Source organism: Tepidimonas thermarum (assembly GCF_007556705.1).
Lineage (GTDB): Bacteria > Pseudomonadota > Gammaproteobacteria > Burkholderiales > Burkholderiaceae_C > Tepidimonas > Tepidimonas thermarum.
The window spans coordinates 1-26,312 of sequence record NZ_VJOL01000022.1 but is presented as its reverse complement, the minus strand read 5'-3'; the positions used below and the strand labels follow the sequence as shown (position 1 = coordinate 26,312).

Here is a 26,312-nt window from a genome sequence, read left to right as displayed (position 1 = left end):
AAAAATATAAGAAAAACACCCGCAGGGGTGGCCACGAATCGCGCAACTCGGGGAGCTGGATGCCGCAACTGACCCTCTCCGACTTCACCCCGCACGCTGGCCAGCGCCGCATCCTGCGCGCAGCCAGCAAGCGCAACGTCTGCTGCATGGGGCGGCGCTGGGGTAAGACGGAAATGCTCAAGGAGGTGATCGTCGCCTACCCCGGCGGGGCGCTTGGCGGCAAGGATGGGCGCGGCAGAAAGGGCCTGCCGTGCGCGTGGTATGCGCCCAACGACAGCTACTTCAGCCGCGTGTTCTTCGAGCTGGTGGAGCAGTATCAGCCGGTGATCCGCAAGGCCAGCACGCAGCCGCGCCCGGTTATCGAGTTCATCAACGGCGGGCGCATCGATTTCTGGACGCTGGCCGACCTCGACGGCGACGCCTGGTTTATCAGCACGCCCAACGGCATCAACTACTTTGCGATAGCGATGGGGGCGACAGCCTGTGTGCTTATGCGCGCCGCTGCCAGGCCGCGGCGAAGAAGCCGTCGGTGCCGTGGCGGTGCGGCCACAGGCGCAAATACCCGTCCGTGACCAGGGCCTGCGGCGCGGTGACGCGCGCCTCGGCCAACAGGGTTGGCGCATCCAGCGGGACGAAGTCGCCGCGCATGGCGGCGGTGAAGGCTTGGGCGACGTGCTCGTTTTCTTCGACCAACAGGCTGCAGGTGGCGTAGACAAGCCGCCCACCCGGGCGCACCAGCGCGGCCGCGGCGGCCAGGATGCGCTGCTGCAGCGCGGCCAGTTCGGCAACGCTGTCCGGGTGGTGGCGCCACATGAGTTGCGGGTGCCGGCGCAGCGTGCCCAGCCCGGTGCAGGGGGCGTCCACCAGCACGCGGTCGATTTTGCCTGCCAGGCGTTGCAGGCGTTCGTCGCGTTCGTGCGCCAGCGCCATGGGGTGCACCTGGGTCAGGCCCGCGCGCTGCGCGCGCGCCGGCAGCGCCTGCAGGCGCCGGGCCACGGTGTCCAAGGCGTAGAGGCGGCCGCTGTCGCGCATGTCGGCCCCCAGGGCCAGGGTTTTGCCACCGGCACCGGCGCAAAAGTCGGCCACGGTTTCGCCGCGGCGGGCACCCACCAAGGCGGCGATGAGTTGCGAGCCTTCGTCCTGGACTTCGATGGCGCCACGGGCGTAGGCCTCCAGCCCCTGTAGGGGCACACGGGCGGGCAAACGGATACCCCACGGCGCGTGCGGCGTGGCTGCGGCAGGCAAACCCGCCGCCTGCAGCTCCGCCAGCACGGCGGAGCGCTTGGCACGCAGCGCATTGACACGCAGGTCCAGCGGGGCGGGCTGGCGCAGGGCGGCGGCCAGCGCCTCGACCTCTGCGCCGACCTGGTCGCGCAACCGGTCGATGAGCCAATCGGGCAGCCCAAGCCGCACCGCCTCGGGGGTGTCCGCCAGTGGGACCCCGGCGGCGCGCGCCTGCAGCGCCTCGACTTCGGCGGCTGCGGCCGCATCGGCATCGGCCAGCGCCGGCAAGGCCGCCGCCGGCCACGCAAGGCGCATGACGGCGTCGCACCAGCCGGGCTGGGTGCGGTAGCGCGCCACGTCCAGCGGCGCCGCCGCTTGGCCCTGCAGGGCCGCCGCCAGCCAGTGCCAGCGCGGCAGGTCGCGCAGCGCGGCGTAGAGGGCATCGCCCATGGCGTGGCGCAGCCGGGCGCCAACGCGCTGCGGGCCGCGGAAGGCTTCGGCCAGCAGCGCATCGGGCGGCTGTTGAAAGCGCAAGGTCTCCTGCAGCAAACGCGCGGCCAACGTCAGGGGCGCCGCCGCCGTGGGACGGCGCGCCGGGGCACGGGTGGGTCGGGTCATGGGGCGATTGTCGCCCAGCGATGTGCGGCCGGGCGCGCGGCCGGGGTGCGGGATAATCGCGCGCCATGCCAGACATTGCTTCCGAGGTGCGCCGGCGGCGCACCTTTGCCATCATCTCCCACCCGGACGCCGGTAAAACCACGCTGACCGAGAAGCTGTTGCTGTTCTCGGGCGCCATCCACATCGCGGGCAGCGTCAAGGCGCGCAAGGCGGCGCGCCACGCCACGTCGGACTGGATGGAAATCGAAAAGCAGCGCGGCATCTCGGTGGCCAGCTCGGTCATGCAGATGGAGTACCGCGACTGCGTGATCAACCTGCTGGACACGCCGGGCCACCAGGATTTTTCGGAAGACACCTACCGCGTGCTGACGGCCGTGGACGCGGCGCTGATGGTGATCGACGCCGGCAACGGGGTGGAGCCGCAGACGCGGCGGCTGCTGCAGGTCTGCCGCGCGCGGAATACGCCGATCCTGACCTTCATCAACAAGATGGACCGGGAGGTCAAGGCGCCACTGGACCTGCTGGACGAAATCGAGCGCGAGCTGGGCATGACGGTGGTGCCCTTTACCTGGCCAGTGGGCATGGGCAAGCTGTTTCACGGCGTGTGGGACCGCCGCGCCGAGCAGATGCGCGTCTTTGCCCCGGGCGAAGACCGTCGCGGCGGTGACGAGGAAATCCTGGCCGGGCGCGACAACCCCGCCATCGCGCAGCGCTTTGGGCTGGAGTGGCAGCAGGCGCGCGACGAGCTGGAGCTGGTGGAAGGCGCCACCCCGGCGTTCGAACACGCGGCTTTTTTGGCCGGCACGCAAACGCCGATGTTTTTTGGCTCGGCCATCAACAACTTTGGCGTCAAAGAGGTGCTGGACGCGCTGGTCGATCTGGCGCCGCCGCCGGGGCCGAAGCCCGCGCTGCAGCGCGAGGTGGCGCCGACCGAGCCCAAGTTCAGCGGCGTGGTGTTCAAGATCCAGGCCAACATGGACCCTGCGCACCGCGACCGCGTGGCCTTCGTGCGCGTGGCCAGCGGCCGCTTCGAGCGCGGCATGAAGCTGCGCATCACCCGCACCGGCAAGGAGTTCAAGCCCAACACGGTGGTGTCGTTCCTGTCGCAGCGGCGCGAGCTGCTGGAGGAGGCCTACGCCGGCGACATCATCGGCATCCCGAACCACGGGCTGCTGCAGCTGGGCGACACGCTCACCGAGGGCGAGGCGCTGCAGTTCACCGGGCTGCCGTTCTTCGCGCCGGAGATCATCCGCAGCGTCGAGGTGGCCGACCCGCTGCGCACCAAGCAGCTGCGCGCCGGCCTGCAGCAGCTCGGCGAGGAAGGCGCGATCCAGGTCTTCCGGCCGATGGCGGGCTCGGTGCTGCTGCTCGGCGCGGTGGGGCAGCTGCAGTTCGAGGTGGTGCAGCACCGGCTGGAGACGGAGTACGGCGTCAAGGCGCGCATCGCCGCCAGCCCCTACCACGTGGTGCGCTGGGTGACCTGCCCGCCCGACAACGGCGGCGAGGCGGAACTCAAGCGCTTCATCGACGCCAACATCCACCGCATGGCGTGGGATGCCGTGGACGCGCCCGCCATTCTGCTCGACCACGCCGCCACGCTGCGCGCGGTGGAGGGCAACTGGCCCAAGATCCGCTTCCACGCGATGCGCGAGCACGCTGGCCTGGTGTTCCACAGCGCCTGACCGCACCCAACCCGCCGTCACCATGCGCCTGTTTGCCCCCCTGTACGAACGTGCCCTGCGCTGGGCGCGCCACCGCCACGCGCCGCGCTACCTGGCGGCACTGAGCTTTGCCGAGTCGTCGTTTTTTCCGGTACCGCCCGACGTCATGCTGGCGCCGATGGCGCTGGCCAACCCGCAGCAGGCCTGGCGGCTGGCGTGGCTGACGACGTGGACCTCGGTGCTGGGTGGGTTGGCCGGCTACCTGATCGGCTGGCTGGCGTTTGCGGCCCTCGAGCCGTGGCTGCGCGGCAGCAGCTACTGGCCGGCCTACCAGCAGGCGGTGGCGTGGTTCGACGCCTGGGGCGCCTGGGCGGTGTTCATCGCCGGCTTCTCGCCGATTCCGTACAAGGTGTTCACCATCGCCGCCGGGGCGCTGGCGATGCCGCTGCTGCCGTTCGCGCTGGCCTCGCTCGTCGGGCGGGGGGCGCGCTTCTTTCTGGTGGCCGCGCTGATGCGCTGGGGCGGCGCGCGCATGGAGCCGCTGCTGCGCCGCCACATCGACCGCATCGGCTGGGCGGTGGTGGCGCTGGTCGCCGTGGGCGCAGCGGTGGCGTACACCTGGCGCTGACCACCCCGCCACTCACACCGACCCCGCCCGCTCCACGACCAGAATGCGCGCCGGCCCCTGCGGATGGGCCACGTGCTCGCAGCCGACCTCGGCAAAGAAGACGTCGCCCGGCTCCAGCAGGCGGCGGTGCTCCTCACCGGCCTCGCGCCAGCGCATCTCGACGCGGCCGTCGAGCACGGTAAACACCTCCGCCCCATCGTTGACGTGCCAGCGGTAGGGCGCGTCGGTCCAGTGCAGACGTACGGTGATGCCGTCGAGCTGGGCGATGTCGAGCGCGCCCCAGGCGCGCTCGGCGGTGAAATCACGGGGGTGGATGATGGTGGGCATGGGGGGCTTCCAGGGTGGCTGGGGCGGTCGTTGCACGAGGTCAGTACGGCCGGCCGTCCTTGTGGGTAAAGACCCAGCGGCCATCGACACGCACGGCCCGCAGGTCATCGTCGGGGTAGTGCACCGTGTCGCCGGGGGTTCGATCGCCGATCTCCAAGTAGACCACCGTTTCGGCGGTCGGGTTGACGAGCTGGTGCGCATCGCCCGAGCCGGCGGCAAAACCCGCGCACATGCCCGGGGCCAGCGGCGTGTCGCCGGCGTTGGTGCGCAGCACGGGGTGGCCTTGCAGGATGTAGACGAATTCGTCCTGGTGGCTGTGCCCGTGGCGCAGCGACGAAACCGCACCCGGCGCCAGTTCGGTGAGGTTGACACCGAAGCGGCTGAGCCCGAACACGTCGCCCAGCGCCCGCTTGATGCGGCCGGTCATGCGGGCGGCAAACGGTGGCGGGTAGAGCGAAGGCTGGGTACGGGGCGGCACGTCGAGGGCGGCGACCGCCACGTCAGACACGGGAGCGGATCCGACCGGCATGATGGTATCTCCTCGAAGGGGTAGCATGACAACGACGATTCGTCGCACACCACGGGTATCCTGCGCCATGCAAGCTGCCGGCACAACGGTTTCCACCCCGATCTCGGTCTCGGCCCGCATCGGCGCCATGATCGTGGGCGCGGCCGCGGCGCGGGGGGTGGCGGCCGATGAGCTCATGGCCGCAGCGGGGTTCGATGTGGCGTGGCTGGACGACCCGGACGCGCGCATGCCACTGGCGGTGGAAACCCGCCTGTGGGACGAAGCGGCGCGGCGCAGCGGCGACGTGGCTTTTGGGCTGCATGCGGCAGCGGCGATCCGCCCGGGCATGTTCCAGGTGCTGGACTATGCGGTGCGCACGGCGCCGGATCTGGGCACGGCCCTGCAGCGGCTGGCGCGCTACAACCGGCTGCTGCACGACGTGGCCACGTTCGACATCCAGCCCCAGGGCGCGGTGGTGCGCATCGTGCACCGCTTGGCCGACCCCCGCGCGCTGCCTAGCCGGCATGCGGTGGAGTTCACGCTGGCGTCGCTGGTGGTGGTGGCTGCGCAGATCGGTGCCGCGCCGCTGCGGGCCGTGGCGGTCGAATTCGCGCACGCGGCCGTCGGTGGCGTCGAGGATCACCGCGCGGTGTTTGGCGTCACGCCGCGCTTTGGGGCTGCGCAGTCGTGCCTGGTGCTGGACGCGGCGGTGCTGCGACGCCCGGTGCCTGCGGCCGATGCGGAGCTGTCGCGCATCGTGACCGCCCATGCGGACAGCCTGCTCGAGCGGCTCGGTCCCCCAACCGCGTCGTGGTCCGACCGGGTGCGGCGCGCCTTGCTGCAGGGGCTGGACAGCGAGCGCGCGACCTTGCCCGCCGTGGCCCGCCAGCTGGGCCTGAGCGAGCGCAGCCTGCAGCGGCGGCTGCATGAGGAAGGCACGGCCTTTGCCCCGCTGCTCGATGCGGTGCGGCACGAGCTGGCCCTGCGCTGGGTACGCGAGGGTCGGCTGGCGCTGGGCGAAGTGGCCTACCTGCTGGGGTTTTCGGAGCCCAGCGCGTTTCATCGCGCCTTTCGCCGCTGGACGGGCACCACCCCGCAAGCAATGCGCCGCAGAGCCGCCCAACCCGCGACGGACGCCGACCGCCCGGCCTCGACGGATGCTCGCTGACGTCATCGCAGCGGGGCTGTGCGGGCCAGAAACGCCAGCAGCGCCGGCGCAACCTGCTGCGGCACTTCCAGATGCGGGTAGTGGCCCGCGCCTTCCACCAGGATGGGCTCGCAGCCCAACCGCTCGCCCAGCCAGCGCGCCTCGGCCACGGGGTTGGGGAAGTCGGGGTCGCGCGTGCCCATCACCACCAGCGCGGGCACCCGGCTATGTCCCACGATCGCCTCGGTGTCGGCCTTGGAAAGGCCCACCATCGTGCGCAGCGCGGCCATGCGCCCCGGCTCGCGCAGGTTGGCCGCCAGCGCGGCGCGCGCCTGGGCGTGATCGTCCGGCTTGCGCAATGGGAACAGACTGTCCCAAAACGCCATCCAGAACGCCGTGCGCCACGGACCGGCGAAGCCCACCGCCACCGCCGCCCGCGCCCACCACGGCGGCTGCCCGTCGCGCACCACCGGGCCCAGCAGCACCACGCCGCGCACCTGTGCGGGCATCTCGTGCGCGGCCCACAGCGCCGAGCCGGCGGCAAACGAGTTGCCCAGGATCACCGCCGGTCCGGCCTGCAGGTGCCGGATCAGCTCGAGCGCATCGAGCCCGATGGCGCGGGCCGAGTAGTCGTCCCACGCCACCGACGAGTCGCCATGGCCGCGAATGTCCATCGTCACCACGCGGTAGCCGGCGCGCCACAGCAAGGGGCGCACAGCACGGTATTCGTTGCGCAGATCTCCCATGCCGGGAATGGCCAGCACCAGCGGCCCGGGGCCGCCGGTGTCGTCGTAGGCGATCCGGCCCTGGGGCAGCGTCAGATGACGGGTGACGGCCGGGGGGATGGAGGCCGACGCCACCCCCGCGGCCAGGGGCAGGGTCAGGGCGGCGGCGGCACAGGCGCGGGTGAAGATTCGTTCGACGGCGGACATGGCAACGGCTCCAGCAACACGGGGGAAGGCAAGGCCCCACTGTGCCGGATGCGGCGCGCTGCGGCGATGACCGACGACGCCAGACAATGGACGTCAGGCGCCAGCGTCGCGCAGCCAGCGTTCGATGGCGCGCGGGTAGATCAGGTGCTCCTGCGTGAGCACGCGCGCGGCCAGCGCCTCGGGCGTGTCGCCGGGCAGGATCGGCACCACCGCCTGCTCCAGAATCGGGCCGTGGTCCAGCTCCGCCGTCACCAGGTGCACCGTCGCGCCGGCAAAGCGGCAGCCCGCCTCGATGGCACGCTGGTGCGTGTGCAGCCCCGGGAAAGCCGGCAGCAGCGACGGGTGGATGTTGACGAGCCGTCCCGCAAAACGCTCGACGAAGCCGGGCGTGAGGATGCGCATAAAGCCGGCCAGCACCACCAGCGCCCGCCCGTCGGGGTCGAAGCGACCGATCGCTTCAGCCAGCGCCGCGTCGAACGCCTCGCGGCTGGGATAGGCCTTGTGGTCCACCACCGCGGTGGGCAGGCCCTCCCCGGCCGCCCAAGCCAGCCCCTTGGCGTCCGGCCGGTTGCTGATGACGGCGGCGACGAACGCCCCGTGGCGCTCGCGCCAGCGCCGCTGCTGGGCCGCGCGCACGATGGCCTGCATGTTGGAGCCGGTCCCGGAAATCAGGATCACCAGCGGCCGGGAAGCGGTAGGGGCGTCGGAGCTCATGGGCCGGCAGTGTAGCGGCTGCTGTCACCGTCCCGACAGCCAACAACCGAACGACCGTGCATAAAGAGGGCTTCGACGCACGAGGAGACGATGCATGGATCTGGCCTTCACGCCCGAGGAGCGGGCGTTTCGTGACGAGGTGCGCGCCTGGATCGCGGCGCACCTGGACCCGGCCGTGGCCGCCAAGGTGCACGCCGGGCTGCGCTTGAGCAAGGACGACATCCAGGGCTGGGCGCGCACCCTGGGCCGGCAAGGCTGGCTGGCCTACCGCTGGCCGCGCGCGTTTGGCGGGCCGGGCTGGACCCCGGTGCAGCAACACCTGTTCGACGAGGCGCTGGCCGAGGCGGGCGCGCCCCCCATCCTGCCCTTTGGGCCGGTGATGGTGGCGCCGGTGATCATGGCCTTTGGCACGCCCGAGCAGCAACAGCGCTTTTTGCCTGGCATCGCCAGCGGCGAGGTGTGGTGGTGCCAGGGCTACAGCGAACCCGGGTCGGGGTCGGATCTGGCCAGCCTGCGCACCCGCGCCGAGCGCGATGGCGATCACTACATCGTCAACGGCCAAAAGACCTGGACCACGCTGGCGCAACATGCCGACTGGATTTTTTGCCTGGTGCGCACCAGCACCGAGGGCAAGCCGCAAACGGGCATCAGCTTTTTGCTCATCGACATGAAGTCGCCCGGGGTGACCGTGCGGCCGATTCGGCTGCTCGATGGCGAATACGAGGTCAACGAGGTCTGGTTCGACAACGTGCGCGTGCCAGCCGACAACCTGATCGGCGAGGAAAACAAAGGCTGGACCTACGCCAAGTACCTGCTGTCGCACGAGCGCGCCAACATTGCCGATGTCAACCGCGCCAAACGCGAGCTCAAGCGCCTCAAGCGCCTGGCGCAGGCCGAAGGGCGCTGGGATGACGCCCGGCTGCGCGACCAGATAGCCGCGTTGGAGGTGGACATCGTGGCGCTGGAGATGCTGGTGCTGCGCGTGCTGGCCGCCGAGACCAGCGGCAAACCGGCGCTGGACATCGCCGCGCTGCTCAAGATCCGCGGCAGCGAAATCCAGCAGCGCCTGGCCGAGCTGATGATGCACGTGGCCGGGCCGCTGGCCCTGCCCTACCTGGAGCCGGCGCTGGAAGGCACCTGGACGGAACCCTACCCCGGTGGTGACCCTGCGTTGGCGCCGCTGGCACCGCGCTACTTCAACCTGCGCAAGACCACCATCTACGGCGGCAGCAACGAGGTGCAGCGCAACATCGTGGCCCAAACACTGCTGGGCTGAGGCCCCGCGATCACGGAGACACCGACATGGATTTCGATTTCAGCGATGAGCAGATGCAGTTGCGCGATGCCGTGCAACGCTGGGCCGAGCGCAGCTACGGGTTCGAGCGGCGCCGCGCCATCGCCGCGGCAGGCGGTTTCGACACCAACGTCTGGCGCGAGCTGACCGAGCTGGGCCTGACCGGGCTGACCATCCCGACGGCGCACGGCGGCATGGGCCTGGGTGCCGTGGAGGCCATGGTGGCGCACGAAGCCCTGGGCGCGTCGCTGCTGCTGGAGCCCCTGCTGCCCTTGCACGTGGCGGCCGCGGTGCTGCAGCACCACGCCGATGCCGCCGCGCAGGCGGCTTGGTTGCCGCGCATGGCCGAGGGCACGCTGGTGGTGCTGGCCCACGTCGAGCGGCACGGCCACCACCGGCTCGACGCTTGCACCACCACCGCGGTGGCCGATGGGGCGACGTGGCGCCTGAGCGGCCGCAAGCACGTGGTCCCGGCAGGCGACCACGCCGCGGCCTGGCTGGTGCCCGCGCGGCTGGATGGCGCGCTGGCGCTGTTTGGCGTCGAACGCGGCGCCCCAGGCACCAGCGTCACCGGCTACCCCACCCAAGACGGCAGCCGCGCCGCCGAGGTGGTGCTGGACAACGCCCCGGGCCAACTGGTGTGCCGCGATGGCGCGGCGGCGCTGGCCTGGGCACAGGACGTGGGCATTGCGCTGGTGGCCGCGCAGGCCGTGGGCGTCATGGACCGCACGCTGGCGCTGACGCTGGAATACCTGAACACCCGCAAACAGTTCGGCGTGCCCATTGGCAGCTTTCAAGCGCTGCGGCACCGCGCCGCCGACATGAAGATGGCGCTGGAGCTGGCACGCGGCATGAGTATGTACGCCTCGCTGCGCCTGGCGACCCCGGAGGCGCAACGCCGCCAGGCGCTGGCGCGCACCAAGGTGCAAGTGGGTCAATCGATGCGCTTCGTGGGCCAACAGGCGGTGCAGCTGCACGGCGGCATCGGCGTCACCGACGAGTACCTGGTCAGCCACTGCTTCAAGCGCCTGACGCAGCTGGAGCTGACCTTTGGCGACACGCTGCACCACCTGGGTGAGGTCGCCGCGCGCATGACCGACGAGGCCGGGGTAGCGGCCTGAGCGCCGGCCGTCGCCCCGGCGACAGATGACCTAGCAGGCGCCGGGGCATTCGGGGGTTTCCCGGTTGGCGCCGTGCCCCGCGCCCCTGCACCATCCGTGTCCATGAGCGACCTCACCTACGACACCGATTTCGTGGTCATCGGATCGGGCTTTGGTGGCAGCGTCAGCGCCTTGCGCCTGGCCGAGAAGGGCTATCGGGTCACGGTGTTGGAGCAGGGCCGCCACTGGCTGCCGGAGGCGCTGCCGGCGACCAACTGGGACTTCGCGCGCTGGCTGTGGCGGCCGGCGCTGGGCTGGCGCGGCTTTTTTGCGTTGCGTTTTTTCCGCCATGTGGTGGTGCTGCACGGCAACGCGGTCGGCGGCGGCTGCATGATCGGCTGCCGCATCGGCGCCGAAAATACGCTGGACCGCACCTGGGCGTCAACCCCAGCCTGACCATCACCGCCCTGGCCGAGCGCGCCATGCAGCACGTCCCGCCGGCGGCCTTGCAGCGGTGGGACGCCACGGGTGTGCCGATTGGGGCACACTCGGAGCACGCATGATCCCGCTTGCCCCGACATCGCCATGAACGCCCTGCGCACCGACTTTGCCGCCCTGCCGCCCGATGACATTGCCGCGGCCCTGCAAGCCCAGCTGGCGCGCATGCGCAGCGCGTTTGCCCGCAGCGCCCCGGCCTCGGCCGCCGCGCGGCGTGCGGCGCTCACGCGCTTGCTCGACGCCGTGCTGGCGCACGAGGCGCAGTGGGTGCGCGCGATCGAGGCCGACTTCGGGCGGCGCAGCCCCACCGAGACCCGGCTGCTGGAACTGGGGCCGCTGGCCGACGAAATCCGCCACCTGCGGCGCCACGTGGCGCGCTGGATGCGCCCGCGGCGCGTCCCCGTCAATCCGCTGTTTTGGCCCGCCCGTGCCCGCATCGTGCCGCAGCCGCTGGGGGTGGTGGGCATCATCGGTGCCTGGAACTACCCGCTGCAGCTGACGCTGTCGCCCCTGGCCAACGCCTTGGCGGCGGGCAACCATGTGTTGCTCAAACCGTCGGAGGGCGCCCCCCACACCGCGGCGCTGCTGCAGCGCGTGCTGCACGAGGCCTTTGCCAGCGAGCAGGTGTGCGTTGTCACCGGCGGCGCCGATGTGTCCGCGGCGTTGGCGGCGTTGCCGCTGGATCACCTGCTGTTTACCGGCTCCACACGCGTGGGGCGGTTGGTGGCCCAGGCCGCCGCCCCCCTGCTGACGCCGCTGACGCTGGAGCTGGGCGGCAAATCGCCCGCCATCGTCGGGCCTGGCGCGGACCTGGCGCAGGCGGCCGACCGCATCGTCACCGCCAAGGGCTGGAACGCCGGGCAGACCTGCATCGCACCCGACTATTGCCTGGTGCCGCGCGCCCAGCGCGACGCCTTCGTGCACGCGCTGCGGGCGCAGGCGCGCCGCCGCTGGCCGCAGGGCAGCGCCGACGCCGACTACACGGCGCTGATGTCGGCCGCCGCCTGGCAGCGCATGGTGCGGCTGGCCACCGAGGCGCAAAGCAGCGGCGCCACCCTGGTGCCGCTGTGGGACGAGGCGCTGCCCCACCCCGGGCAGGAGGCCCCGAGCCCGGCGGTGCTCGGGCCGGTGGCGGTGCTGGACCCACCCCTGGACGGCACGCTGATGCGCGAGGAAATCTTTGGCCCCCTGCTGCCCGTGCTGTCCTACGACACGCTCGAGGAGGCGCTGGCGCACATCAACGCCGGACCGCGGCCGCTGGCGCTGTATGTGTTCGAGCGCGACGCCCGCCTGATCGAGCGCGTGCTGCAGGGCACCACCAGTGGGGGGGTCACCGTCAACGATTGCATGTTGCACCAGCCGCAGCACGCCTTGCCGTTTGGCGGCGTGGGCGCCAGTGGCGTCGGTGCCTACCACGGGCGGCATGGCTTCGAGCGGTTTTCGCACCTCAAAGGCGTGTACCAGCAACACCCGCTGGTGGGCGCGGTATTCGACCGCTGGGTGCGGCCGCCTTACGCGCCCTTCGTGCAGCGGCTGCTGGGCTGGATGCTGCGCCGCTGAGCACCGGCACCCGCCCTTAGCGCTAGCTGGCCCACCACCAGCCGGCGCGCCAGCCCCACACCACCAACGCCGCCGCCACCAACAGGGGCAACAGCCAGCGCCAGGGGGACGGGTCATCGGCGTGGGGGTCGGGCCCCGCACGCTCCGACCCCGGCGGCAGCGTGGCCAGGGCGGTCAGCCGCGCGCCAAAGGCGATGCTGATGCGCGCACGGATGTTGACCGCCCAGCCATTGGCATCGAGCAACGGGCCGATGTTGCGCTGGCGCAGCTTGAACCACGCCAGCAACACCGATGGCCCCGACACCAGCGTCATCACCCCGGCGATGACGAGCGGCATTTGCCACCACGCCAGCTGCAAAAAGCCCGTGACCACCGCCGCCAACGCGGTGCCGATGGCGCCCAACGCCAACCCGATGGCGGCAAAGATGCCGGCAAAGCGCGCGATGTCAAACGCCTGCTGACCCGCCGACTTGGCCGCGCCGGACGAAACCGTCTCGGCACCGGCACCGACGCGCTGCGCCGCCTGCGTCTGCACGGTCTGCTCGCGCGCGGCGGCCCATTTGCGCACCTGCTCACCCACCAAGCGCGCGATGCGGCGGTACGGCGCCCAAAACGCTTCGCGCACGCTGATGGGGTTTTCCACCACGCGCAGCACGCGCGCGCTCCAGTCCCGCCCCTGCCGGTCCACGAACACCCCATTGCGCCCCGGCACCATGAAATCCGGGGCGTCACCGGCGCTGAGCGCGGCGACGATGGTCATCGGCGCCTCGCCGGCGCGCTCGCACTGGCAATACAACAGGTACAAGCCGCTGTACGCCGCCAACTGGGCGTGCGCGGCCGCATCGGCCACCGGCAGGCAAAGGCGGCACTCGCGCTGGTCGATGTAGAGCGTACCGGCCTGGAACACCGCCGGCTGCTCCATGCCGTAGAAATCGGCCAGGTTGACGAAATTGCGCAGCAGTGTGGCCAAGTCGCGGCGCAACAACAGCAACCGGCGCAGCGCATCCAGCCGTTCGGCCAAGGGGGCCGCGGCGCGGTCCTGCTCGATGAGCGCGCGCAGTCGCGTCGGCACCTCGGCGTGCGTCCACTCGGCCAGCGTCTGGTCGTCCCAATCGGCCACGGGCGTGTCCGGGCGCGCCGCCCACCAATCGCGCCAGGGGCGCAGCCGCGCCTGCAGCGCCGCCCAGTCCGCGGCGTCCAGGGCGTCGCGCTCGCCCAGCAGCGGCGTCACCGCCTGGGCGCGCAACGCGGCCACCGCGTCCGCCCACGCCGGGTTGAGGCCCTCGCGCAGCGGCAGCACGGGCAGCGGCCGTGGGTGGGCCAGCGGCAGCGCGGCCAGCGCCGCCTGCGTGGTGTCCAGCATGTCCTGCGCCAGCGCCTGCAACCGCGGCAGCGTGCCATCGAGCACGTCGGCCGCGCGCGCATCGAAGGCCACCAACCGGCAGCGCGTGTAGTGATCCTCCACTTTGGCGGCAACCGCGTCCACGGCCTGCAGCGCCGCGGCCATGGCCACGGCGTCGCCCGCGGGTTGCGCCGCGCGCCAAGCCAGCACCGCGGCCACATCGGCCTCGGCGGCCGCCAAGAGGGCCTCGTCGATGCCCAGCGCACCGCTGCGGTCGGGGACGCTGGCGCGCGCCGCCGCGATGCGCTCGACCCAGTCCTGCAACCCCTGTGTCGCGGCCAACGCGGCCGGCACCACCCCGTCGCCATTGGGCAACGCCGGCGGAAACACCCGCGCCGCATCGTCCATGTCCGCCGCACGCAGCTCGGCGTCGCCGGCGCGGCCGACGCGCTCCAACAACGCGGCCGCGGCGGCAAGCAGCGCGCGCCCTTCGTCGTCCTCGACCAGGGCGGCCAGCGGCAGCGCATCGCCCGGGGTCAGGATCAGGGCCGGGTCGCGCAGCCGCTCGCACACCCAGCGCACCGCGGCGCGCACCTCGGGCAAGCGGATGCGCCCATCGCCATCGGTGTCGAGCGCCGCCAGGGTCGGCGGCGCGATGGCCAGCCCCGCCGTCGGGCAGGCCAGGGCTGCCCAGAGCTTGGGATCGAGGTCGGGCAAGGCGCGCAAATCCGCGGCGCGGTCGATGCGCACCTGGTGGACCCCGCCGGCGCGGAAAAAACGCCAGCGGTGCACCTCGGCAGCGGCGGGGGCGGGGATGTCGGGCATGGCCGGCTCCTGGGTGGGGCGCGTGGTGGGGTCGGCGCGGGCGGCACGCAGCGCCTCAGGCGTGCAGGCGCGAGTGGCGCGGCAGGTGCGCCATCAAAAATTCCATTTGATCGGCCAGGATGCGCCGGTTGCGCAGGATGAAGTCCTCCCACAGGCTCGGCACATAGGGGGCGTAGAGCAAGGGCATGTGCGCCTGCTCGGGCGTGCGGTTGCCTTTGCGGTGGTTGCAGGTGCGGCACGCGGTGACCACGTTCATCCAGTGATCGCGCCCGCCCTGGGCCAACGGCACCACGTGCTCGCGCGTGAGCACCGCTTCGTCAAAGCGCTGACCGCAGTAGGCGCACAGTTGGCGGTCGCGCGCGAACAGCTTGGCGTTGGACAGCGTGGGCACGATGTCGAACGGGTTGATCGCCGTGTGCCCGCGGGTGCCGATGATGGAGTGGATGGCCACCACCGACTGCACGCCGGTGCGGGCGTTGTGGCCACCGCGAAACGTCGCAATGTGGGCCCCCGCCACCCAGCGCACATCGCCGGCGGCGTAGTGGAGCACGGCCTCCTCCAGCGTCAACCACGCCTGTGGCAGGCCTTGCGCGGTCAGCTTGAGCACTCGCATGGCTGTGTCATAGTAACGCGCTTTGGCGACGACTGCGTGACAGCCGCCTACCGACCATGAAAATCCTGTACGGCCTGCACAACCTGCGCCGGCACCCGCCCCAGCCGCGGGCGCTGACGATCGGCAATTTCGACGGCGTGCACCGCGGCCACCAAGCGATGCTGGCCTTGCTGATCAACGAGGCGCGGCACCGCGGGGTGCCGTCGTGCGCGGTCACGTTCGAGCCGCACCCGCGCGACTTCTTTGCGGCGCGGCTGCGCCGCCCGGAGCTGGTACCCGCGCGCATCGCCACGCTGCGTGACAAACTGGCCGAACTGCGCCGCTGCGGCATCGACGAGTGCGTGATCCTGCCCTTCGACGCGGCCCTGGCCGCCTTGTCGGCCGAGGCCTTCATCGACGAGGTGTTGGTGGGCGCGCTGGGGGCGCGCTACGTGCTGGTGGGCGACGATTTTCGCTTTGGGGCGCAGCGCCGCGGGGACTACGCGCTGCTCGACGCGGCGGGCGAGGCGCGCGGCTTTGACGTGGCGCGCATGATGAGCTACGAGGTGCATGGCCTGCGGGTGTCGAGCTCCGCCGTGCGGGAGGCGCTCAGCGCCGGCGACATGGCACACGCGGCGGCGCTGCTGGGCCGGCCCTACGCCATCAGCGGGCACGTGGTGCACGGGCGCAAGCTGGGCCGCGCGCTGGGCGAATCCGCGCGCGGCCGTGGCGACGGTTTTCGTACCCTGAACCTGCGCTTCGACCATTGGAAGCCGGCGGCCAGCGGCATCTTTGTGGTGCAGGTGCACGGGCTCGATCCCGCGCCGGATGCCGCGCCGCTGCCGGGCGTGGCCAACCTGGGCGTGCGGCCCTCGCTGGACCCCAACGACGTCAATGGCGGTCGGGTGCTGCTGGAGACGCACTGCCTGAGCTGGCCCGAGCGGGTGCAACGCGCCCTGGCGCACGCCCCGTCCCCGGGTGAGGCCTACGGTAGAATCATCCGCGTCGAGCTGCTGCACAAGCTGCACGACGAACGCCGCTACGACAGCCTCGATGCCCTGACCGCTGGCATCGCACAGGATTGCGCCGATGCCCGCGCCTGGTTTGCCGCGCACGGCCCCACGCCCGCTCGCCCATCATGACCGACCGCCGCGACACCGCCCCGGCCCCCGATTACGGCCACACGCTCAACCTGCCGGAAACCCCGTTTCCGATGCGTGGCAACCTGCCGCAGCGCGAGCCGGGCTGGGTGCGCCAGTGGGAGGAACAAGGCATTTACCAGCGCCTGCGCGAGGCACGCCGCGGTGCACCCAAATTCGTGCTGCACGACGGCCCGCCCTACGCCAACGGCCGCATCCACATCGGGCACGCGGTCAACAAGGTGCTCAAAGACATGATCGTCAAGGCGCGCCAGCTCGCGGGCTTTGACGCGCAGTACGTCCCGGGCTGGGACTGCCACGGCCTGCCGATCGAAAACGCCATCGAAAAGCTGCACGGGCGCGGACTGAGCCGCGATGAGATGCAGGCGCGCGCGCGGGCCTTTGCCACCGAGCAGATCGCGCTGCAGATGGCGGACTTCAAGCGCCTGGGGGTGCTGGGCCAGTGGGATGCCCCGTACCGCACGATGGACTTTCGCAACGAGGCCGAGGAGCTGCGCGCCTTCAAGCGCGTCATGGAGCGGGGGTTCGTCTACCGCGGCCTCAAGCCCGTGTATTGGTGCTTCGACTGCGGCTCGTCGCTGGCGGAGTTCGAAATCGAATACGCCGACAAGCAAAGCCAGACGCTGGACGTGGCGTTCGAATGCGCCGAACCCGAGCGCGTGCTGCAAGCGTTCTTCCGCGACAGCGGCTTGCCGCACGCCAGCCCGTCGGGGTTGGCAGGCCGCCCTGTTTATGCCGTCATCTGGACCACCACCGCGTGGACGATACCGGCCAACCAGGCGCTCAACGTCAACCCCGCGCTGCCCTACGCGCTGGTGGACACGCCGCGCGGGCTGCTGATCCTGGCCGAGGCGCTGGTGGAGCCTTGCCTGCAACGCTGGGGCCTCAGCGGCGATGTGGTGGCGGTGGCGCCAGGCCGGGTGCTGGAGCGCATCGCCTTTCGCCACCCGCTGGCGCATGTGCACCCGGGCTACGACCGCTTGAGCCCCGTGTATCTGGCCGACTACGCCACCGCCGACGACGGCACCGGTATCGTGCACTCGGCCCCCGCCTACGGGGTGGAGGACTTCAACAGTTGCGTGGCGCATGGGTTGGCGTTGGGGGACATCCTCAACCCCGTGCAGGGCAACGGCGTGTATGCGGCCGACCTGCCGCTCTTTGGCGGCCAGTCGATCTGGCAGGCCTCGCCGCTCATCATCGAGACGCTGCGCGAAGCCGGCCGGCTGCTGACCACCCAGACCATCACCCACAGCTACCCGCACTGCTGGCGCCACAAAACGCCGGTCATCTACCGCGCGGCGGCCCAGTGGTTCATCCGCATGGATGCGCCCACCGCGGCCACGCAAGGCATTTTTGCCACCGACCCAGCACCGCGCACGCTGCGCGAAATGGCGCTGGAGGCCATCGAGCACACCCAGTTCTACCCCGAAAGCGGGCGCGCGCGGCTGCGCGACATGATCGCCAACCGGCCCGACTGGTGCATCAGCCGCCAGCGTAGCTGGGGCGTGCCCCTGCCCTTCCTGCTGGATGTGGACAGTGGCGAGCCACACCCGCGCACGCCGGAGATCATCGACCTGGCCGCCGCCGTGGTCGAAGCCGGCGGCATCGAGGCCTGGAGCAAGCTCGGCGTGGCCGACATCTTGCAGCGCATGGGCGACGACACCGATCCGGCGCGCTACACCAAGAGCACCGACATCCTGGAGGTGTGGTTCGACTCCGGCACCACGCACCACACGGTGCTCAAAGGCAGCCACGCCGGCGCCGGCCACGACAGCGGCCCCGAGGCCGACCTGTACCTGGAAGGCCATGACCAGCACCGCGGCTGGTTTCACTCCTCACTGCTGACCGCCTGCGCCATGCACGGGCGCGCGCCCTACAAAGGGCTGCTGACGCACGGCTTTACCGTGGACGGCCAGGGCCGCAAGATGAGCAAGTCGCTTGGCAACGTCGTGGCCCCGCAGGAGGTCAGCGACAAGCTTGGCGCCGAGATCATCCGCCTGTGGGTGGCCGCCACCGACTACTCCGGCGACCTGGGCATCGACGACAAAATCCTGGCCCGGGTGGTGGACGCCTACCGGCGCATGCGCAACACGCTGCGCTTTTTGCTGGCCAACATCAGCGACTTCGACCCGCGCGCCGACGCCGTGGCGCCCGAACAGATGCTGGAAATCGACCGCTGGGCGTTGGCGCGCGCTGCGCAGCTGCAGGCCGACATCCTGGCGCACTACCACCGCTACGAGTTTCACCCCGTCGTGGCCAAGGTGCAGGTGTATTGCTCCGAAGACCTGGGCGCGTTTTACCTGGACGTGCTCAAGGACCGGCTCTACACCACCGCGCCCAAGAGCCTGGCGCGGCGCAGCGCCCAGACCGCGCTGCACCAGATCACGCACGCGCTGCTGCGCTGGATCGCACCCTTCCTTTCGTTCACGGCCGAAGAGGCGTGGGCCCTGATCGGCCACACACCGTCGATCTTCACCGAAACCTACCTCGCGCTGCCCAGCCCCGACGAGGCGCTGCTCGCCAAGTGGGCGCGCATCCTGACCATCCGCGACGCGGTCAACAAAGCCATCGAGGACGAACGCGCGGCCGGGCGCATCGGCCCCTCGCTGCAGGCCGAGGTCACGCTGACGTTGCCGCCCGAGGACCATGCGCTGCTGGCCACGCTGGGCGATGACGCCAAGTTCGTCTTCCTCGTCTCGGCGCTGACGCTGCAGGCCGGAGCGTCGCTGGCCGTGGCGGTCACGCCGTCGCCGCACCCCAAGTGCGCACGCTGCTGGCACTGGCGCGCCGACGTTGGCCACGACAGCGCGCACCCGCACCTGTGCGGGCGCTGCACCCGCAACCTGTACGGCGAGGGCGAGGCCCGGCACGCCGCCTGAACCACCCTGCCATGGCCAAAGCCTCGTCCAAGGGCATGCTGACCTGGCTCGGGTTGGCGTTCCTCATTGTGCTGCTGGACCAGCTCACCAAGGGGCTCATTCTGGTGCTGTACCGGCCGGGCGAGGTCACGCCGGTGACCTCGTTTTTCAACATCGTGCGCGTGCACAACCCCGGCGCGGCGTTTTCGTTCCTGGCCCAGGCGGGTGGCTGGCAGCGCTGGTTTTTCACCGCTGTTGGCGTTGCCGCGGCCGTGTTCATCGTGTGGATGCTGCGCGCGCACCCGGGGCAGCGCCTGTTTGCGTTCTCACTGGCGTGCCTGTTGGGCGGCGCCATCGGCAACGTGATCGACCGTTTGGTGCACGGCTACGTGGTGGACATGTTGGACTTTCACTTCCGCTGGCTGGCGCCGCTGTTTGCGGGCGGGCACTTCCCCGCGTTCAACCTGGCCGACAGCGCCATCACCCTGGGCGCCTGCGGCCTCATTCTGGACGAGATCCTGCGGGTGCGGCGCAGCCGCTGACCGGGGCGGCCGCAGGCGCTGCGGGCGCGCCAGTGCCGTCTTGGGCATCACACCGGATGAGCGCCACCAACTCGGCCAACGGCGCCTCCACCGCCGCCTGCGCGCGTGCCTCCACATCGCGGTACAGGGCCAGCACCCGCTCGCCCAGCGGCGTCAGCATCGCGCCGCCGCCGTGGCTGCCGCCGCGCTGCTTGTGCACCAGCGGCGCGAGGAAATCGCGGTTCATCGCCTGCACCAACGACCACACGCGCTGGTAGCTCATGCCCAGCCGCCGACCGGCTTCGGCGATCGAGCCGGTTTCGGCAATGCCCTGCAACACGTCCGCCTTGCCCGGGCCGATGGCCACGGCATGCTTGACCTGGATGCGAAAGCGCGTGCGCGCTTCCAGCGGGGAGACCTGAAGGGACGGCTTCATCCGGTGCATGATACCAAGCACGGGCCATCATTATCTATATATGACGATATCGCATGGATAGAATAACGAAGGTGTCCAACACCCCACGTACGCGGAGACCTCCACCATGCTTGAACACCCCAGTCCCACCCCCGCGCACACCCGCCGCCGCTGGTTGCTTGCCGCCCTGGCGCTGAGCGCGATCGGCTGGCAAAGCCACGCGCTGGCCCAAGCGCCCGCAGGCAACCCCCCCACCGTGGCGGCGGCCTCGGACCTCAAGTTTGCAATCGAGGAAGTCGCCCGCTTGTTCGAACAGCGCACCGGCCAGCGGCTGCGGCTGGTGTTTGGCTCGTCGGGCAACTTCTATTCGCAAATCCTGCAAGGCGCGCCGTTTCACCTGTTCATGTCGGCGGATGAGGGGTTCGTCTTCAAGCTCGCCGACGCCGGCAAGACGCTCGACCGCGGCCGGCTCTACGCCTATGGCCGCATCGGCATCCTGGTGCCCAAGGGGTCGCCCCTCAAGGCCGACGGCGCGCTGCGGGACCTGGCCGCCGCGCTGCAGGACGGGCGGCTGCGCAAGTTTGCCATCGCATCGCCAGACCACGCCCCCTACGGCATGCGCGCCAAAGAGGCGCTGCAACACGCCGGCCTGTGGGAGAAGATCGAACCCCGCTTGGTCTATGGCGAAAACATCGCGCAAACCGCACAGTTCGCCACCTCCGGCTCGACCGAAGGCGGCATCATCGCGCTGTCGCTGGCCCAGGCCCCGCAGGTGGCCGCGTTGGGGACCTTTGCGCTGATTCCGGCATCGTGGCACCAGCCGCTGGCGCAGCGCATGGTGTTGCTCAAGGATGCGCCTCCTGCGGCGCGCCAGTTCTACGACTTTTTGAGCACGCCTGAGGCCCAGGCCATCATGGTGCGCTACGGCTTTGCCATGCCCAAGGAGTGATCGGTGGATTGGTCCGCGCTGGCGCTGTCGGTGGAGCTGGCTGCCGCCACCCTGGTCGTGCTGGTACCGCTGGGCTTGTGGATGGGGCGCTGGCTGGCGCGCGCCAGCTTCGTCGGCAAGTCGTTGGTGGAGGCTGCGGTGGTGCTGCCGCTGGTGCTGCCGCCCACGGTGCTGGGTTATTACCTGCTGGTGTCGCTGGGGGCGGCCTCGCCGTTGGGGGCGTGGCTGCTGGAGCACTTCGACCTGCGCTTGACGTTCAACTTTGCCGGCCTGCTGATCGCCTCGGTGGTGTTCAATGTCCCGTTCATGGTGCAGCCGATTCAGCGTGCCTTCGAAGCCATCCCGGCCCAGTTGACCGAAGCCGCCGCGGTGCATGGGCTGTCGCGCTGGCAGACGCTGTGGCGGGTGGAGCTGCCGCTGGCCTGGCCGGGCATCCTGTCGGCGACGGTGCTGACCTTCGTGCACACGCTGGGTGAGTTTGGCGTCGTGCTGATGGTGGGGGGCAACATCCCCGGCGAGACCAAGACGATCGCCATCAGCATCTACGATCGCGTGCAGGCGTTCGACCTGGCCGCCGCCGACCGCATGGCGCTGCTGCTGCTGGTGCTGTCGCTGCTGGCGGTGGCAGCGTCGTTCTTCGCCGCGGCGCGCACGATCCGGCGCTAAGAGGGGGTGACCATGGGCGCTGCCTTGCACGTCGAAATCGAACAGCACCAGCCGATGCCGCTGCACGGCACGGTCCAGTGCCAGCCTAACGAGCTGCTGGCGCTGGTGGGGCCATCGGGCGCCGGCAAGACCTCGTTGCTGCGCTGCCTGGCCGGGCTCATGCGCCCGCAAAGCGGCCTCATCCGCGTCGGCAACGAGGTCTGGGTCGATACGCAGGCTGGCGTGTTCATGCCGCCCCAACGGCGCCACGTCGGGCTGGTGTTTCAACACTACGCGCTGATGCCGCACCTGAGTGCGCTCGACAACGTGGCGCTGGCGCTGCTACACCGCCCACGCGGCCAGCGCCGCGCCGAGGCGGCGCACTGGCTCGAGCACGTGCGTCTGACGCCACAGCAGATGCAACAGCGCCCCGCCCAGCTCTCCGGCGGGCAGCAACAGCGCGTGGCGGTGGCGCGTGCGCTGGCGCGCCAGCCCCGCCTGCTGCTGCTGGACGAGCCGTTTTCAGCCGTCGATCAGATGAACCGTCAGGGCCTGTACGACCTGCTGGCCGACTTGCGGCAGGAGCTGGCCATCCCCATCGTCCTCGTCACGCACGACCTGATCGAGGCGCGGCACCTGGCCGACCGGCTGGTGGTGATGGACCAGGGCCGGGTGCTGCAAAGCGGCACCCCGGCGCACATCTACCGCAGCCCGCGCAACGCGCGCGTGGCCGACTTGGTGGGGGTGCAGAACCGCTTTCAGGGCGTATGGCTGGGGCCGCGCGACGCGGCTGACCGCGCCGCTGGCGCCGGCTGGCTGCAGTGGCACCTGCCGGATGGCACGCCGTCGCCCCTGCAGCTGCGCGTGCGCGACAAAGGCAAGATTCCCCCCGGGCAGCGCGTGACCTGGGTGGTGCAGGGCGACGGCCTGCACCTGGACAGCGAACGCGCCGCAGGCGGCCACGCCGCCAAACCCTGCGAGCAGGCACTGGCCAGCACCGTGCGCACGGTGCGCAACCTGGGCGAGACGACGATGGCCACCGCCAGCGTCGATGGTCTGCCGGGCGTGGAGCTGCGCCTGGTGCGCTCTGGCCCGCTGCGGCAGGTGCTGCAGCCCGGCCAGCCGCTGCGCGTCTGGCTCGACTGCGACTGGGTGCATGTGATGCCCACCCGCAGCGCGGGTTGAAGGCCGCGCCCGGCTCGGGCGCGCACGCCGGCCCCGCTATGATGGGCGGCAAACGTTCGGGGTGACAGCATGCAACCGTGGTGGCAGCGTTGGTTTGCGTGGCGGGATGAGGCCGGGCCGCTGGCGCCGGTGGTCTATGACCCCGGCCTGGTCGCGCTGTCGCTGCTGATCGCCTGTGCGGGCGGTGTGGCCGCGCTGTTGCTGGTCAATCTGGCGCGGCATCCGCAGCGCTTCGGCACCACCGTGGCCCACGGGGCTTATGGCTTGGCCGCGCTGACCTTGGGGGTTAGCGTATCGGCCATGCACTTCATCGGCATGCTCGCAGCCGACCTGTGCCAGCCCGTGCGCTACGAACCCTGGATCACCGCGCTGTCCGTGCTGCCCAGCGTGGTCGCCTCGGCCATCGGCCTGCGCCTGTACGCCCGGCGCGAGCGGCCCAACGGGCGCGCGATCGCGCTCGCCGGGCTCTGGGTGGGGGCAGGCATCGGCGCCATGCACTACAGCGGCATGCTGGCGCTGCGCATCGACAGCGCCCTGCGCTACGACCCGCTGGGCTTTGCGCTGTCCATCGTCGTGGCCGTGGCCCTGGCCATGGCCGGCTTGGGCGCGCGCGAGTGGCTGCGCCGCCACAGCCACCTGCCCGGCTGGGCGGTGGTCGCCATCGCCGGCTGTCTGCTCGGGCTGGCCACCAGCGGCATGCACTACACCGCGATGCAGGCGTCGCTGTTCATCGGCCCGTTTGACCCGGATTTTCCGCGCGGGTCCAACCGCCAGGTCGAGCTGGCGCTGACCGTGGCCGCCGCGGTGGTGAGCACGTTCGGCTTTGCCTGGGGGCTGCTGGGCATCGCCAGCTACCGGGCGCTGGCGCTGCGGCTGCGCGAGCGCGAAGCGCTGCTGACCGACATCCTGAACCACCTGCCCGGCGCCATCGTGCGGTTGCGCGCGGGCGGGGATTTCGAGCGGCTGCTGGTCTCGCCGTCGCTGGCGGAATTGACCGGCCGCCCGTTGCACGACTACCTGCAGAAGCGCTGGTCGCTGCTGGATTTGGTGCACCCGGACGACCGCCCGATGTTGCAGCGGGTGATCCCGCAGCAGCGGCCAGCGCACTACCAAACCGAGTTGCAGCTGCGCCTGCAGCACGCCACGCGCGGCTGGCGCCATGTGCGCGTGCGCGCCGTGGTGCACGACTTTCAGAGCGACGCGCGCGGGCGCGCCGCGCCTGTGCCGGTGCTGGACCTGTACCTCACCGACGTCACCACGGAGCACGAGGTCCGCGCCCGCGAGCAGGCCCTGCTGGCGGCGATCGACCAGGTGGTTGGCCGTGCCGTGCTGTCGCCCGATGCCGTGTTCGTCGAGGTCAACGCCAAGCTCGCGCAACTGCTGGGCTACCAACCGGCCGAGTTGATCGGCCAACCGCACCGGGTGGTGTGGGCCAACGACGCCGACGCCAGCGACATAGCCGCGTTTTGGGCCGCGCTGCGCAGCGGCCAGGCGCAGCCGGGGGACTTCGTGCGCCGCGCCAAGGACGGGCGCACCGTGCACCTCTCGGGCTGGTACCAGCCGCTGTTGGACGACAACGGCAGCGTGCAATCGGTGCTCAAGCTCGCGTTCGACATCACCGACCGGGTGCGCATGGTGCAAGCGCTGCAGCGCACGCAAGACGAACTGCAGCGCGCGCTGGCCAGCCGCAGCGTCTTCTTTGCCAACGTCAGCCACGAAATCCGCACGCCGATGAACGCCATCGTCGGCTTTGCCGAACTGCTGCGCGAGCGCTTGCCGGCCGACAGCCCCGAGCGCGAGCAGGCGCGCCTGATCCTGGAGTCGGTACGCGGGCTGCTGCGCATCCTCAACGATGTGCTGGACGCCGCCAAACTGGAACGCGGCGAATTCCGCATCGCACCCGCGCCGTTTCGGCTCGACCGCCTGCTGCACGATCTGGTCTCGCAGTTCGGCGTGTTGGCCGCGCGCAAAGGGCTCAACCTGCGGCTGCAACAGGATCCTCAGGGGGCGACCTGCCGCCACGGCGACGCCGACCGGATTCGCCAAATCCTGGCCAACCTGCTGGGCAACGCGATCAAATTCACCGAGCGAGGCTCGGTCACCCTGGGGGCGGCGCCCGACGATGCCGGTGCGACCGTGCGGCTGTGGGTGGAGGACACCGGCATCGGCATCCCGCCCGAGCGCCAACAGGCCATCTTCGACCCGTTCGTACAGGCCGACGCCGGCACGGCCCGCCGCTACGGTGGCACCGGACTGGGCATGAGCATCGTGCGGCGGCTGGCCGAATTGATGGGTGGCGAGGTGGCGCTGCACAGCACGGTGGGCGTGGGCACGCGCGTGGACGTGCGCCTGCCCCTGCCGGCACTGCCCGCGGCCGACTGTGACGACGCCCCGCCGCCGCCGGCGCTGCCCGCCGACGCGGTGCGGCCGCTGCACGTCTTGGCCGCGGACGACGTGGCGCAAAACCGCGAGCTGCTGGCACAACTGCTGGCGCGCGACGGCCATGAGACCACGGTGGAGCCCGACGGCGCCACCCTGCTGGCGCGCTACCAGACAGCCCCCCACCACTGGGACCTGGTGCTGCTGGACCTGCACATGCCCGGCCTGGATGGTCCGGCCACGTGTGCGCAACTGCGCGCGTGGGAGCGCGCCCACGGTCTGCCCCCGGTGCCGGTGTGGGCGCTGAGCGCCAGCGTGCTCGACGACGACCGCGCCGCCGCCCAGCGCGCCGGCATGGACGGCTTTCTGGAAAAACCCATCGACCCCTCTGCCCTGCGGCACGTGCTGGCCGAAGCGGCGCGCCGCCGCGCCGCCGCACCCGCCGCCGCGACGCCAGCGCCCACCGATACGGCCCCAGCGCCCCAGCCGCGGCTTGTCGCCGGCCCAACCGCCGCCAGCGCCAGCCAGCCGACGCAGGGGCCACCACCCGTGGCCGATGCGGCGCGCGGCCACGCCCTGTGGGGCAGCGCCTGGCTTGCGCAATTGCGGGCCTGGGTCGCGGAGCAAGCGCCGCGCTGGGCCGACGCGGCGCGCTGGGGGCGTGAGGATTGGCACCGCGTGGCCGGCACCGCCGCCAATTTGGCGCTGCCCGCGCTGGCCGCCGCCGCCCGCGCGCAGGAGCACGCCTGCGCGCGCGGGGCCCCCGCAGACCCGCTGCCGGCGATGCAGGCGTGGCAGGCCGTGCTGGACTGGCTGGCGCAGCACAGCGCCGCCGCCTCCCCACCTGGGGACGCGCCTGCCGCCCTCGAGGCGGCGACCCCGCCCGAGGTGGCCGCCCCCCCGCTGCCCGAGCCCCTGCGGCAGACGCTGGAAAACGCCTGCCGGCGGGGGGAAATCCCCAGCGCCGCCCTGGAAACCCTGGCCCACACCCACCCGGCGCAGGCCCTATCGCTGCGGCAGGCGCTGGATGCCTTCGACTTCGACGCCGCGCTGGCGCTGCTGCAACGCTGGCGTGGTGGCGCACCCCTTGCCCCCGACGCCACCGCCGTACCCACCGAACCATTGCTATCCACGACCGTGATGGTCACAGGCGTATTGGCAGATACGCAGGTGGTCCCGGACACCGTCCCCGTGAAGGATCCATAGGTCTTGACCGAACCGTCGGCATTG

Annotated in this window: 22 protein-coding genes and 1 pseudogene; 15 read left to right on the top strand and 8 right to left on the bottom strand. The window is 71.1% G+C overall.

Annotated elements, in window-relative coordinates; all coding sequences use genetic code 11:
* Positions 1 to 59 precede the first annotated feature (59 nt).
* Positions 60 to 572 carry a hypothetical protein gene (locus tag Tther_RS06950; protein ID WP_143902273.1) on the top strand — a complete coding sequence of 171 codons (513 nt, stop codon included), beginning with the start codon at positions 60 to 62 and terminating at the stop codon, positions 570 to 572.
* Here Tther_RS06950 and Tther_RS06945 read toward each other — a convergent pair.
* On the bottom strand, positions 490 to 1,842 hold the full coding sequence (locus Tther_RS06945) for an RsmB/NOP family class I SAM-dependent RNA methyltransferase (RefSeq protein ID WP_143902271.1): 1,353 nt from the start codon (positions 1,840 to 1,842) through the stop codon (positions 490 to 492). The genes Tther_RS06950 and Tther_RS06945 overlap by 83 nt on opposite strands.
* A gap of 65 nt (positions 1,843 to 1,907) precedes the next feature.
* Between Tther_RS06945 and Tther_RS06940 the strand changes: the two genes are divergently transcribed.
* Positions 1,908 to 3,524 (top strand): peptide chain release factor 3, encoded by a 1,617-nt coding sequence (locus tag Tther_RS06940; protein ID WP_143902269.1) that lies wholly within the window; start codon positions 1,908 to 1,910, stop codon positions 3,522 to 3,524.
* A 22-nt stretch (positions 3,525 to 3,546) separates the two neighbouring features.
* Positions 3,547 to 4,131 (top strand): YqaA family protein, encoded by a 585-nt coding sequence (locus Tther_RS06935; RefSeq protein ID WP_143902267.1) that lies wholly within the window; start codon positions 3,547 to 3,549, stop codon positions 4,129 to 4,131.
* A gap of 12 nt (positions 4,132 to 4,143) precedes the next feature.
* Here the strand turns inward: Tther_RS06935 and Tther_RS06930 are convergent, their stop codons facing one another.
* Both Tther_RS06930 and Tther_RS06925 read right to left on the bottom strand, forming a co-directional pair.
* The gene (locus tag Tther_RS06930; RefSeq protein ID WP_058615743.1) at positions 4,144 to 4,458 is read right to left on the bottom strand and encodes a cupin domain-containing protein; all 315 of its coding nucleotides are present in this window, start codon (positions 4,456 to 4,458) and stop codon (positions 4,144 to 4,146) included.
* 40 nt (positions 4,459 to 4,498) lie between these two features.
* Positions 4,499 to 4,987: a cupin domain-containing protein gene (locus Tther_RS06925; RefSeq protein WP_143902265.1), complete on the bottom strand. Its 489-nt coding sequence runs from the start codon at positions 4,985 to 4,987 to the stop codon at positions 4,499 to 4,501.
* Between the two features lie 67 nt (positions 4,988 to 5,054).
* On the opposite strand from Tther_RS06925, the gene qhpR reads away from it, so the two are divergent.
* Positions 5,055 to 6,134, top strand: coding sequence for an AraC-like transcriptional regulator QhpR (qhpR, locus tag Tther_RS06920; RefSeq protein ID WP_185975028.1), 1,080 nt, complete (start codon positions 5,055 to 5,057; stop codon positions 6,132 to 6,134).
* Positions 6,135 to 6,136: 2 nt separating this feature from the next.
* Here qhpR and Tther_RS06915 read toward each other — a convergent pair whose 3' ends face one another.
* Positions 6,137 to 7,045 (bottom strand): alpha/beta fold hydrolase, encoded by a 909-nt coding sequence (locus Tther_RS06915; RefSeq protein ID WP_143902261.1) that lies wholly within the window; start codon positions 7,043 to 7,045, stop codon positions 6,137 to 6,139.
* A gap of 93 nt (positions 7,046 to 7,138) precedes the next feature.
* On the bottom strand, positions 7,139 to 7,759 hold the full coding sequence (gene purN / locus Tther_RS06910) for a phosphoribosylglycinamide formyltransferase (protein WP_143902259.1): 621 nt from the start codon (positions 7,757 to 7,759) through the stop codon (positions 7,139 to 7,141).
* Positions 7,760 to 7,853: 94 nt separating this feature from the next.
* Here purN and Tther_RS06905 point away from each other — a divergent pair, with 94 nt between their 5' ends.
* From Tther_RS06905 to Tther_RS06890, 4 genes and pseudogenes are all read left to right on the top strand, one after another.
* Positions 7,854 to 9,035 carry an acyl-CoA dehydrogenase family protein gene (locus Tther_RS06905; RefSeq protein ID WP_143902257.1) on the top strand — a complete coding sequence of 394 codons (1,182 nt, stop codon included), beginning with the start codon at positions 7,854 to 7,856 and terminating at the stop codon, positions 9,033 to 9,035.
* 26 nt (positions 9,036 to 9,061) lie between these two features.
* On the top strand, positions 9,062 to 10,174 hold the full coding sequence (locus tag Tther_RS06900; RefSeq protein WP_143902255.1) for an acyl-CoA dehydrogenase family protein: 1,113 nt from the start codon (positions 9,062 to 9,064) through the stop codon (positions 10,172 to 10,174).
* Between the two features lie 102 nt (positions 10,175 to 10,276).
* A pseudogene (locus tag Tther_RS06895) lies at positions 10,277 to 10,591 on the top strand (FAD-dependent oxidoreductase); the annotation flags it as partial.
* Positions 10,592 to 10,738: 147 nt separating this feature from the next.
* The gene (locus Tther_RS06890) at positions 10,739 to 12,211 is read left to right on the top strand and encodes an aldehyde dehydrogenase family protein (protein ID WP_143902251.1); all 1,473 of its coding nucleotides are present in this window, start codon (positions 10,739 to 10,741) and stop codon (positions 12,209 to 12,211) included.
* Between the two features lie 22 nt (positions 12,212 to 12,233).
* Here Tther_RS06890 and Tther_RS06885 read toward each other — a convergent pair whose 3' ends face one another.
* The gene (locus Tther_RS06885) at positions 12,234 to 14,378 is read right to left on the bottom strand and encodes a hypothetical protein (protein WP_143902249.1); all 2,145 of its coding nucleotides are present in this window, start codon (positions 14,376 to 14,378) and stop codon (positions 12,234 to 12,236) included.
* Between the two features lie 55 nt (positions 14,379 to 14,433).
* A complete protein-coding gene (locus Tther_RS06880) occupies positions 14,434 to 14,991 on the bottom strand; it encodes an HNH endonuclease (protein WP_143902246.1) in 558 nt (185 codons plus the stop codon).
* A gap of 56 nt (positions 14,992 to 15,047) precedes the next feature.
* Here Tther_RS06880 and Tther_RS06875 point away from each other — a divergent pair, with 56 nt between their 5' ends.
* Genes Tther_RS06875 through lspA form a run of 3 tightly spaced genes read left to right on the top strand, consistent with a single transcriptional unit; the run spans position 15,048 to position 19,530 of the window.
* A complete protein-coding gene (locus Tther_RS06875) occupies positions 15,048 to 16,112 on the top strand; it encodes a bifunctional riboflavin kinase/FAD synthetase (RefSeq protein ID WP_143902244.1) in 1,065 nt (354 codons plus the stop codon).
* A complete protein-coding gene (ileS, locus tag Tther_RS06870) occupies positions 16,109 to 19,009 on the top strand; it encodes an isoleucine--tRNA ligase (RefSeq protein WP_143902242.1) in 2,901 nt (966 codons plus the stop codon). Before Tther_RS06875 ends, ileS begins: the two co-directional genes overlap by 4 nt.
* An 11-nt stretch (positions 19,010 to 19,020) precedes the next feature.
* Positions 19,021 to 19,530 (top strand): signal peptidase II, encoded by a 510-nt coding sequence (gene lspA, locus Tther_RS06865; protein ID WP_143902240.1) that lies wholly within the window; start codon positions 19,021 to 19,023, stop codon positions 19,528 to 19,530.
* Here the strand turns inward: lspA and Tther_RS06860 are convergent.
* Complete coding sequence (locus Tther_RS06860; protein WP_143902239.1) at positions 19,490 to 19,945, bottom strand: winged helix-turn-helix domain-containing protein; 456 nt, start codon at positions 19,943 to 19,945, stop codon at positions 19,490 to 19,492. The genes lspA and Tther_RS06860 overlap by 41 nt on opposite strands.
* A 106-nt stretch (positions 19,946 to 20,051) precedes the next feature.
* Between Tther_RS06860 and modA the strand changes: the two genes are divergently transcribed.
* The 4 genes from modA to Tther_RS06840 all read left to right on the top strand — a co-directional run bounded on the left by modA (position 20,052) and on the right by Tther_RS06840 (position 26,288).
* Positions 20,052 to 20,873: a molybdate ABC transporter substrate-binding protein gene (gene modA, locus Tther_RS06855; protein ID WP_143902238.1), complete on the top strand. Its 822-nt coding sequence runs from the start codon at positions 20,052 to 20,054 to the stop codon at positions 20,871 to 20,873.
* Between the two features lie 3 nt (positions 20,874 to 20,876).
* A complete protein-coding gene (modB, locus tag Tther_RS06850) occupies positions 20,877 to 21,539 on the top strand; it encodes a molybdate ABC transporter permease subunit (protein ID WP_143902236.1) in 663 nt (220 codons plus the stop codon).
* Positions 21,540 to 21,551: 12 nt separating this feature from the next.
* A complete protein-coding gene (locus Tther_RS06845) occupies positions 21,552 to 22,703 on the top strand; it encodes an ABC transporter ATP-binding protein (RefSeq protein WP_143902234.1) in 1,152 nt (383 codons plus the stop codon).
* A gap of 69 nt (positions 22,704 to 22,772) precedes the next feature.
* Positions 22,773 to 26,288, top strand: a complete 3,516-nt coding sequence (locus tag Tther_RS06840; RefSeq protein ID WP_143902232.1) for an MHYT domain-containing protein — start codon at positions 22,773 to 22,775, stop codon at positions 26,286 to 26,288.
* Positions 26,289 to 26,312: the final 24 nt, after the last annotated feature.

Excerpts from the sequence above, each read along its gene's own strand:
- Tther_RS06905 (WP_143902257.1), top strand. The coding sequence starts at position 7,854 with ATGGATCTGGCCTTCACGCCCGAGGAGCGGGCGTTTCGTGACGAGGTG.
- Tther_RS06875 (WP_143902244.1), top strand. The coding sequence starts at position 15,048 with ATGAAAATCCTGTACGGCCTGCACAACCTGCGCCGGCACCCGCCCCAG.
- Tther_RS06940 (WP_143902269.1), top strand. The coding sequence starts at position 1,908 with ATGCCAGACATTGCTTCCGAGGTGCGCCGGCGGCGCACCTTTGCCATC.
- Tther_RS06840 (WP_143902232.1), top strand. The coding sequence starts at position 22,773 with ATGCAACCGTGGTGGCAGCGTTGGTTTGCGTGGCGGGATGAGGCCGGG.
- Tther_RS06885 (WP_143902249.1), bottom strand. The coding sequence starts at position 14,378 with ATGCCCGACATCCCCGCCCCCGCCGCTGCCGAGGTGCACCGCTGGCGT.
- ileS (WP_143902242.1), top strand. The coding sequence starts at position 16,109 with ATGACCGACCGCCGCGACACCGCCCCGGCCCCCGATTACGGCCACACG.
- Tther_RS06845 (WP_143902234.1), top strand. The coding sequence starts at position 21,552 with ATGGGCGCTGCCTTGCACGTCGAAATCGAACAGCACCAGCCGATGCCG.
- Tther_RS06935 (WP_143902267.1), top strand. The coding sequence starts at position 3,547 with ATGCGCCTGTTTGCCCCCCTGTACGAACGTGCCCTGCGCTGGGCGCGC.
- lspA (WP_143902240.1), top strand. The coding sequence starts at position 19,021 with ATGGCCAAAGCCTCGTCCAAGGGCATGCTGACCTGGCTCGGGTTGGCG.
- Tther_RS06925 (WP_143902265.1), bottom strand. The coding sequence starts at position 4,987 with ATGCCGGTCGGATCCGCTCCCGTGTCTGACGTGGCGGTCGCCGCCCTC.
- Tther_RS06945 (WP_143902271.1), bottom strand. The coding sequence starts at position 1,842 with ATGACCCGACCCACCCGTGCCCCGGCGCGCCGTCCCACGGCGGCGGCG.
- Tther_RS06930 (WP_058615743.1), bottom strand. The coding sequence starts at position 4,458 with ATGCCCACCATCATCCACCCCCGTGATTTCACCGCCGAGCGCGCCTGG.
- purN (WP_143902259.1), bottom strand. The coding sequence starts at position 7,759 with ATGAGCTCCGACGCCCCTACCGCTTCCCGGCCGCTGGTGATCCTGATT.
- Tther_RS06915 (WP_143902261.1), bottom strand. The coding sequence starts at position 7,045 with ATGTCCGCCGTCGAACGAATCTTCACCCGCGCCTGTGCCGCCGCCGCC.
- qhpR (WP_185975028.1), top strand. The coding sequence starts at position 5,055 with ATGCAAGCTGCCGGCACAACGGTTTCCACCCCGATCTCGGTCTCGGCC.
- Tther_RS06880 (WP_143902246.1), bottom strand. The coding sequence starts at position 14,991 with ATGCGAGTGCTCAAGCTGACCGCGCAAGGCCTGCCACAGGCGTGGTTG.
- Tther_RS06950 (WP_143902273.1), top strand. The coding sequence starts at position 60 with ATGCCGCAACTGACCCTCTCCGACTTCACCCCGCACGCTGGCCAGCGC.
- Tther_RS06890 (WP_143902251.1), top strand. The coding sequence starts at position 10,739 with ATGAACGCCCTGCGCACCGACTTTGCCGCCCTGCCGCCCGATGACATT.
- Tther_RS06860 (WP_143902239.1), bottom strand. The coding sequence starts at position 19,945 with ATGAAGCCGTCCCTTCAGGTCTCCCCGCTGGAAGCGCGCACGCGCTTT.
- modA (WP_143902238.1), top strand. The coding sequence starts at position 20,052 with ATGCTTGAACACCCCAGTCCCACCCCCGCGCACACCCGCCGCCGCTGG.
- Tther_RS06900 (WP_143902255.1), top strand. The coding sequence starts at position 9,062 with ATGGATTTCGATTTCAGCGATGAGCAGATGCAGTTGCGCGATGCCGTG.